Below are 7135 nucleotides of genomic sequence, written 5' to 3'. Positions count from 1 at the left end.
CGGCGGGGCCGTCACCGTGACCGTCGTCGGCTTCGGCGGCGGCGGGGGCGGGGTGGTCGGGTACGGCGATGCCGGGACACCCGGCGGGGGCGGCGGGGCATTAATGCCGGGTGGCATCGGCGGCGGCGTGGCGGCCGGGTCGGATGGTTGGGCAGCGATGATCGAGGCGACCACGGTGCCGTGCGAGTCGCAGTCGAACAGGCCGCCGTTCTCGTCGCCCATCACGTAGTCGCCGCCGGCGAACAGCGCCGGAAATCGAGGGTTCGGGGTGACGCCGGTGTCGATGAGCCCGACGGTCACCCCCGCCCCGGTCGAGTGCTTCCAGGCCCGACTGATGTCGAGCATGCCATTGCCCGGCGCGGGCTGCGTGACGTCAGGGGTGGCCACGGTCACCGGCGCGGCGCAGGTGTTCTCCTGCTTCATCTCCTGTTCGGGACCGGGTGTGTCGTCGGGCGGCAGCGCGGCCGGATCGACGCCGGGCGGTTCGATGGCGCCCGCGGCCGCCGGCATCAGCATGTTGGCGCCGAGCAGCAGTGCGGCCGCCGCCGCCGCAGAAGAGGTCCGCGCCACGCGGGTTAGCCGACCCATCAGTGATAGCGGATGTATTGCAGGAGGCCGATCGCCCACGCGGCGAACGGAACCACCAAGGCCAACAACAGGTACTCGGTGTACTCGACGACCTTGCGCACCGGCGGCGAGAAGATCCGCGGCGGCACCACGGTCGCGGCAACCAGGCCAAGCGCGGCGATGCCGAGGGCGACGCCGGCGGCCAGCAGCGTGGCGGAGGTGTCGGTCGCCGGTGCGTGCAGCCCGTACTTGGCGGCGGCGCCGATCAGCGCGGTGACCGCCGTCCCGACCAGGATGATGGCGTGCCGGCGATCGCGAAATGCCCTGGCGCGCAGGATAAAGATCGCCGCGACCACGGCCAGCACAACCAACTGCGCCCACTCCCGCTCGCCGTCGGGTGACACCGCAACCCAAGCGGCGGGCACCGTAACCGCCGCCACGCCCAGCAGCACACCGGTCAGCACGGTGTTGGACTTGCGCGCGGCGGCGGCGACGTCTTCGCCGGTAAGGGTGACGTCCGACGGCGGCCCTTCCTCGACGGGCGAAATGGTGTCTTCGGGTTGGCCGGGCGCGCGGGCGAAGATGTCGCGGCCGGTGATGGAGCCAAACGTCTGGCGCGACACCTTCGCCAGCCGGAGCGCCACCGCGGGCGCCGCGGCGAGGGCCACCAGAACGGCAATCAACACCGCCACCGCGATCCGCGGCCCGGGCACGTCCCAGTACATCCGCACCAATGCGACGGCGGCCGCGCCGAAACCGGCGGTGATTATCGCGGCGGCCGCCGACCAGTACCGTCCGGTGAACCGCACCAGCAGCCAGGTGCCGGCCAACAAGGCGATCGCGGCGAGGAACGCGTGCGGCGCCCCCGGGTGTTCGCCGGGCGGCACCGTCACGGCGGCCAGACCCGCGGCGGCCAACGCCGCCCACGCCGCACCGTCGGTGACGACGCGCCCCGCGCGGAGCCGTGCGCCGACCGCAGCGGTGCCGACCAGGCAGACCGCCGTCACGGCGAACAAGACCGGCACCAGCAGCACGCTTTCCTGTGCCCAGCGCAGCCGCCACAGTAGCAGGGCGGCCACCCCGAGCGCACCGCCGATGATCACCGCCGCCACCGCCACCGCGGTCTGCGCCGAGACCCGGACGAAATGCTCGGACGCAAACTGCGCCAACGCCGTCGAGACGTTCTCCACCACCGGCCCGTACCGCTCGCCGGTGCCCGCCGGGACCAGCACCAGAACTTCGCCGTCGACGATGTTGTGACCGGCAAGCGACACATCAGATTCGAGCGCCGACATGCCGGCCGCGCGCGCGAATTCATAGGCGGCGGGTGGTAGTTCGGCGGCGCCGCGCCCACGCAACACCTTGTTGAGCGCGACAACGGTCGGGTCGAGCAGGGTGCTCAGCGGCGCGGCCGACGGCAGCACGAGGTCGATCTGATGCGAGTCCCCGGCCAGGATCGACACCCGGCACGACGGAGGTACCGCGACCGGGGTCGCGGTCTGGCCGGCCGGGCTCGGCGCGGGTTCGCGGACGGTCGTCACCGGCGGTCCCGGGGTCCGTCGGTGGTGGACGCGAAGTGCTCGGCGATCGCCGCGGTGATCTCGATGAACCGCCGCCGCGTCAGTGGTGACATCTCCGACGCCAGGTCGATCACACCGCCGGGTCGCAGATGCGAGTCGAACGGCACCTCGACCACGACCTGGCCGCGACTGGCGAACTGCTGCACCAAAATCGAGCGGGTGCGCTTGTCGGCGTGGCCGTCGGAGTCGTTCAGTACCACCACGGTGCGATGCAGCAGACCGGTGTATCCCCGGTTGGCCAACCACTCCATCACCTGGCCGGCCGCCGAGGCGCCGTCCACCCACGGCGAGGAGACCACGATCAGGGCATCGAGATCGCGAAGCACCTCCTGTGCGATCGCGGAGTCCAGCGTCGAGCCGCAGTCCACGATCGAGATCGTGAAATGCCGGTCCAACCGCGAGGTCGCCTCACGGTAAATGGCGGGGTCGAGTACCCGTCGTCGGGCGGTGCTGGACTCGCCGGCCAGCACGAACAGACCCGCGGCGTTGTTGCCGACCCGGCTACGGACGTCGGCGAACGTGTCGAGGTGTTCGTCGGCGGCGAGCTCCCAGTACGAGCCGGCGGCGTTCGGGTCGATGCGGCTGCCGAGCTTGCCGAACGCGGTGTCGGCGTCGATGGCCACCACCCGGTCATCCTGGCGCAGCTCGGCGAAGACCGAGCCGACGCATGCCGCGGCCGTGGTCTTGCCGACGCCACCCTTGCCGAACACACCGATCTTGTAGTGGCCGCGCAGCAGCGAGCGGATCTTGACCTCCAGGTCCGCCAGCCGCATTTCGTCGGGCGAGGGTCCGAGATTGACCAGGCCGAGGGTGCCCTTGTAGATGATGCGGCGCCAACCCTTGCCCGGAGGCACCTTGCGGGTGGGCACCAGCTCGCTGGTGCGGATGCTGTCGACGTAGGACCACCCGGTCGCCGGTGGTGCCGCGGCCGGTGCGTCGGCCCAGTTCGGTGCCGATGACGGTGCTGGCGACCACGATTGGCCGGGCGGACGCGGGGATCGCTCACGCGGCGGCTCAGGTTGCCGGCCCGCCCGCCCGCCCGCCGAGGGCATCACGCGGGTGGATTCGGCTGGTGTGGGTTCCCGCGCGGGGCCGGTCCTGGAATCCGGACGCCTCGGCGGCACGTAGAAGTTGTCGGTGCGGCCACCTTCGGGCGGCCTCGGCTCGCGCCGGCCGTGATCGTCCGGGCCGGCCGGCCGGCCCGGTTCGTCGGGTGCGCGGTGGCCGGCGTCCTCTGCCGGGCGGCGCACAGCGGTGTCGGGACCCGTCGGCCGCGGTGCGTCGCTCGGACCGATCCGGCGTTGCGCGTCGTCGAGCGCCGTGCGGGAAGGCGTGTCGTCCTGCCCCGCGGGTGGTGGCGCGGGCGTGGGGGCTTCGGGTGCGCGGGGCCCCGGCTCGTCGTCCGAGTCGGTCGGCGGTCCAAGGTGTTCCCGCAGAAAGTCATCGCGCTCGGTCACGGCGTCAATCCTGTCCGTGGCCGCTCTGACTGGGTGTCCATCGTCTCCTCCGGTGAATGTCGAGCCCGTTACTGCGGTCGGCCGAGTGAGGCGGCTTCGGCCGGCCCGGCCAGGGTGTCGTGCTGGGTCAGCGCATCGGTGCGGCTGAGCGCCGGCCCGTGGGCGAAAACCCGGATCAGCGGCCACGGCGCCTGGCGTGCCATTGTCGGCGAAATACCAAGCCCCCGCAGCGTTTCGTCGTCGAGCGAGATCCCGTAGCGCACGCCTTGGTCACTGATCCACCACATCGACTCCCGGCTGGTGGATTCCGGAGCGGCGCCGGTGGTCATCACCAGGTTGGTCGCCCCCGGCGCCATGTATACCTGGTCGGCCTCGACGCTGGCGGGGCTCCGGTCATTCTTGACCAGCCGCAGCAACCGGTTTTCCGAGCCGATCGGAATGGGCAGGCCCTTGCCGGAAAGCACGGTGGTGACCGCGGACCGGTCGGTCGAGCCCTTGGACCAACTCAAGCAGGTCACCGGGTTGGCCACCGTGTCGACAAGAGCGAGTCGCGTGGTCGGATAGAAGTCCACCGGCAGGCTCCCTACTACCGGCACACTGGCCAGCCGGTCGGGCGCCACCACTACCGGCAGTTCGTCGCCGAAGGAGTTGGTCGAGCGCAACAGCGACGCGACGAACGGCGAGATGCGCTGCACCCCGTTGCGCAGCAGCACGTAGAAGTCGTCGGCATCGGTCTGCAGATCGCGCACCGACAGCACCGATCCGACAACCGCACCCGGCGCGACGTCGAACTGCGACGGGCTACCCGCGCCGGGAATCACCGGGGTGGTCAACGGTTCGGTGGCCGGCAGCGCATCGAAAAGCGGTGTGGAGATCTTCACCGGTGATTGCGCACCCGAGTCGACACCCAGCGCCAGCGCCACCGCCTTGTTGGACAGGTCGATCATCGACCGTTGCCCGTTCCAGATGACGTACGTCTTCCCGTCGTGCACCGCAAGCACCGCGTTCGGCGGATCGAGCGGCTGGCTGCGCTGTCCGACGGTGAGCGGCCCGCCGATCGCGGTCACCAGCGGCGCGGCGTTCGGGTTGTCGGGGGCGGTGTCGCACACCGCCCACTGCGAGCTGTCGCCGGTGCGCAGCGGCATCGTCGCGGGTGCCCCGGCGATGCCGACGGCCGGCCCCTGCGGATATTTCGCGAGTTCGTTGGTCTTGACGAAGGTCGGATTGTTCGCCTGCCCGGCGATCAGCCGCGCGCTGACGAGGTTCAGCGCGGGATGCAGCCGGCCATCGACGAGCGCATAAATTGCACCGGTGTCCCGGTCGGCCAGAATTGTCGAGGCGCCGACATGGCCGGCGGGCTTGAACCAGGACAGCACGAACATCAACGCGGCCGCGAGGATCGCGAAGACGAAGCCGAGAATCAGCGAAGCGCGCTGGCGCTGCACGGGATCGAACTCCATCCGCACCCCGTGGTGCGACAGCGCGGCGGCATTTCGCCGCTGCCAGAAAAAGTGCGCCGACACCTGGAGTCCGCTGGCCAGATTCAGAGCCATGTCTCAATACCTTACTTGCGGGTCCGATGCCGTCGAGGTGCAAATTCGGGGAGCGAAAGGTGGCGTCATTGGTGCGATTGTTGAAGTTTGCTGGATGGTCCGGTGCGCGACGTTTAGACCGTTGCCTTCGCCGCGTTGAGCAAGTTAGCCAAATCCTGCCGCAGCGCGTCCGGAGCGGTCGGCCAGATACTCGTCCACTTCGTCCGGTCCGGCCCGGTGTTGTAGCTGATCGTGATGCGGCCGAGGTCGGTGTCGATGACCGATAGCACGTTGGGGTGCACCCGCTGCTTGATCCCGTGGTCGATCACCGCGACCACCGCCATCGCCGACTCGTCCATTCGGATCGCGGCGGAGAGCACCGCGACCTGATCGGGCTCGAGGCCAAGCCGGGCCAACGCCGCCGCGACGACGGGGCGCTCCTCACCGGCGCTCGCGGTGAGCGCGGCTTCGAGCGCGTCGCTGGGCACGTTAACCCCCGCCATTGCGGCCGGCGCGCCGTCGGAGAACGCGTGCAGCACGGTGTCACAGATCAGATCGACCTGGGCATCGGCCGGTGCGGCCTCGCCGAGCGGCGCCAGCACCACCTCGTCGCCGCTGCGGGCGATCATCGCCAGCCAGCGCTCGCGTTGGCAGATCGACATGGTGCGCTCCTCCACGAGCGCGGGCGCATCGTCACCCGCGGGCTCGCTGCCGTCGATCGGCTTGGGTCGCCGGATGACCACCACGACTTCCCGTTGCGGCCGGCCGATCACGGTCATCCAGTCTCGAACCGCTTCGTCGACGCGGCCGCCGTCGTCGATGACTCCGGCCGCCGCCAGCGACCCGTATTCAGCGGTCTGCGTCAACGGCACCTGGCCGAGCGTCGTCGCCACGGTGCCGTCGCCGTCCACGGACGGCACGAACGGCCGAAGCCGCAGCGTGGTCGGCATTGTCTCGACGCCGAGAAGTGCTTGCAGCACCCAGATTCCGGACGGTGTGGTCGTCAGGTCCGCCATCTCTACCCTCTTTCGCCCACTACACCTATCAGGGGAGGCCAACACGTCGGTCGGCCTCCCCTGCCTACGCGATCTGTCGGCCTAGATCCCGAACGATTGGGCCGCGGCGTGGTCCGTTCCGATCATGTCCTGGTGGGCCGTGTCGACCACCGCGGAATGCCGCAGGATCACTTCCTTGCCGTGGTCGATGCCCGAGTTGATGGTCATCTGCGCCTGCTCGAAAGCGGTGGCACCTTGGGAGTCGAAGAACTCGCGAATGCCGGCCAGGATGTTCTGGGCGTCGCCGCGCACATTCTCGAGTTGGGCGCTGGAGTGCTGAACCGTCGACACGTAGTCGGGCAGCGCCGCGGGGCTGTATTCAAACATCGTCAATCCTTCCGGTCACATGCTCTGCGAGACGGACGCAATGCTGGCCTGCGACGCCTCTTCTTGCTGTTGGTAGCTGTCCGCGGCCGCCATCAGGGTCTGGATCAGCTCGCCCCACTGGGTGGTGATCTTGTTCTGGGCCGCGTGGATGTCCTCCGCCGTGGCGACGTTGGCGGCGGCGGCCTGACCGCTCCACGCCCCGGGCGCATGCACGTCGTGCGACGCGGTCAGGTAGTTCTGCAGTGTGGCGTTTGCCTGGTCCCGCAACTGCTCGAGATTGTGTGCTGCGGCGCGCAGCTCATCAGGCCCAACCTTCAAAGCCATGGAGTCTCTCCTTTAGGTGAATAGTTTGCTTCGTCCATTGAAAAGTGTATTCCGCCCGTGCGGGTGGTCAGTGCACGAATTTTTGCCCTACTCCCCCCTCCCGGTGCGAGGCCCGACCGTCAACTGAACGGTCCTGCCCTCCGCGGCGTCGTCCTTCGAACGTTCGTCACGCGCCATCATCGGCGCCCCGTACAAGCCGCCGGTGCCGCCGCCGGCCGCGACGGGCTGCGCCGAGGTCGCGACTTCCGGTGCCGCGGCGGCACCGGGTGCCCAGCCGGCAGGCAGCTTCGGTG

Annotated in this window: 6 protein-coding genes and 2 pseudogenes; all 8 read right to left on the bottom strand. The window is 69.7% G+C overall.

The genetic code is table 11. The features are described 5' to 3' along the window. Positions 1-588: pseudogene (locus ACRDU5_RS18215) on the bottom strand (type VII secretion-associated serine protease); the annotation flags it as partial. Next, a complete protein-coding gene (eccD, locus tag ACRDU5_RS18210) occupies positions 588-2108 on the bottom strand; it encodes a type VII secretion integral membrane protein EccD (protein WP_526616106.1) in 1521 nt (506 codons plus the stop codon). The pseudogene ACRDU5_RS18215 and the gene eccD, both read right to left, overlap by 1 nt. After that, the gene (locus ACRDU5_RS18205; RefSeq protein WP_526616104.1) at positions 2105-3604 is read right to left on the bottom strand and encodes a MinD/ParA family ATP-binding protein; all 1500 of its coding nucleotides are present in this window, start codon (positions 3602-3604) and stop codon (positions 2105-2107) included. The genes eccD and ACRDU5_RS18205 overlap by 4 nt, the downstream gene beginning before the upstream one ends. Positions 3605-3672: 68 nt before the next feature. Then, positions 3673-5157 carry a type VII secretion protein EccB gene (gene eccB / locus ACRDU5_RS18200; protein WP_526616103.1) on the bottom strand — a complete coding sequence of 495 codons (1485 nt, stop codon included), beginning with the start codon at positions 5155-5157 and terminating at the stop codon, positions 3673-3675. 113 nt (positions 5158-5270) lie between these two features. Then, the gene (locus ACRDU5_RS18195) at positions 5271-6152 is read right to left on the bottom strand and encodes an ESX secretion-associated protein EspG (protein ID WP_526616102.1); all 882 of its coding nucleotides are present in this window, start codon (positions 6150-6152) and stop codon (positions 5271-5273) included. Positions 6153-6233: 81 nt separating this feature from the next. Then, a complete protein-coding gene (locus ACRDU5_RS18190) occupies positions 6234-6518 on the bottom strand; it encodes a WXG100 family type VII secretion target (protein ID WP_526616101.1) in 285 nt (94 codons plus the stop codon). A gap of 15 nt (positions 6519-6533) precedes the next feature. Then, positions 6534-6842 (bottom strand): WXG100 family type VII secretion target, encoded by a 309-nt coding sequence (locus ACRDU5_RS18185; RefSeq protein WP_526616100.1) that lies wholly within the window; start codon positions 6840-6842, stop codon positions 6534-6536. 87 nt (positions 6843-6929) lie between these two features. Then, positions 6930-7135: pseudogene (locus tag ACRDU5_RS18180) on the bottom strand (PPE domain-containing protein); the annotation flags it as partial.

Source organism: Mycobacterium sp. (genome assembly GCF_050701515.1).
Lineage (GTDB): Bacteria > Actinomycetota > Actinomycetes > Mycobacteriales > Mycobacteriaceae > Mycobacterium.
The sequence above is the reverse complement of the archived record's forward strand: the minus strand, read 5'-3'. Positions and strand labels throughout refer to the sequence as shown.

Excerpts from the sequence above, each read along its gene's own strand:
- ACRDU5_RS18190 (WP_526616101.1), bottom strand. The coding sequence starts at position 6,518 with ATGTTTGAATACAGCCCCGCGGCGCTGCCCGACTACGTGTCGACGGTT.
- ACRDU5_RS18195 (WP_526616102.1), bottom strand. The coding sequence starts at position 6,152 with ATGGCGGACCTGACGACCACACCGTCCGGAATCTGGGTGCTGCAAGCA.
- ACRDU5_RS18185 (WP_526616100.1), bottom strand. The coding sequence starts at position 6,842 with ATGGCTTTGAAGGTTGGGCCTGATGAGCTGCGCGCCGCAGCACACAAT.
- eccB (WP_526616103.1), bottom strand. The coding sequence starts at position 5,157 with ATGGCTCTGAATCTGGCCAGCGGACTCCAGGTGTCGGCGCACTTTTTC.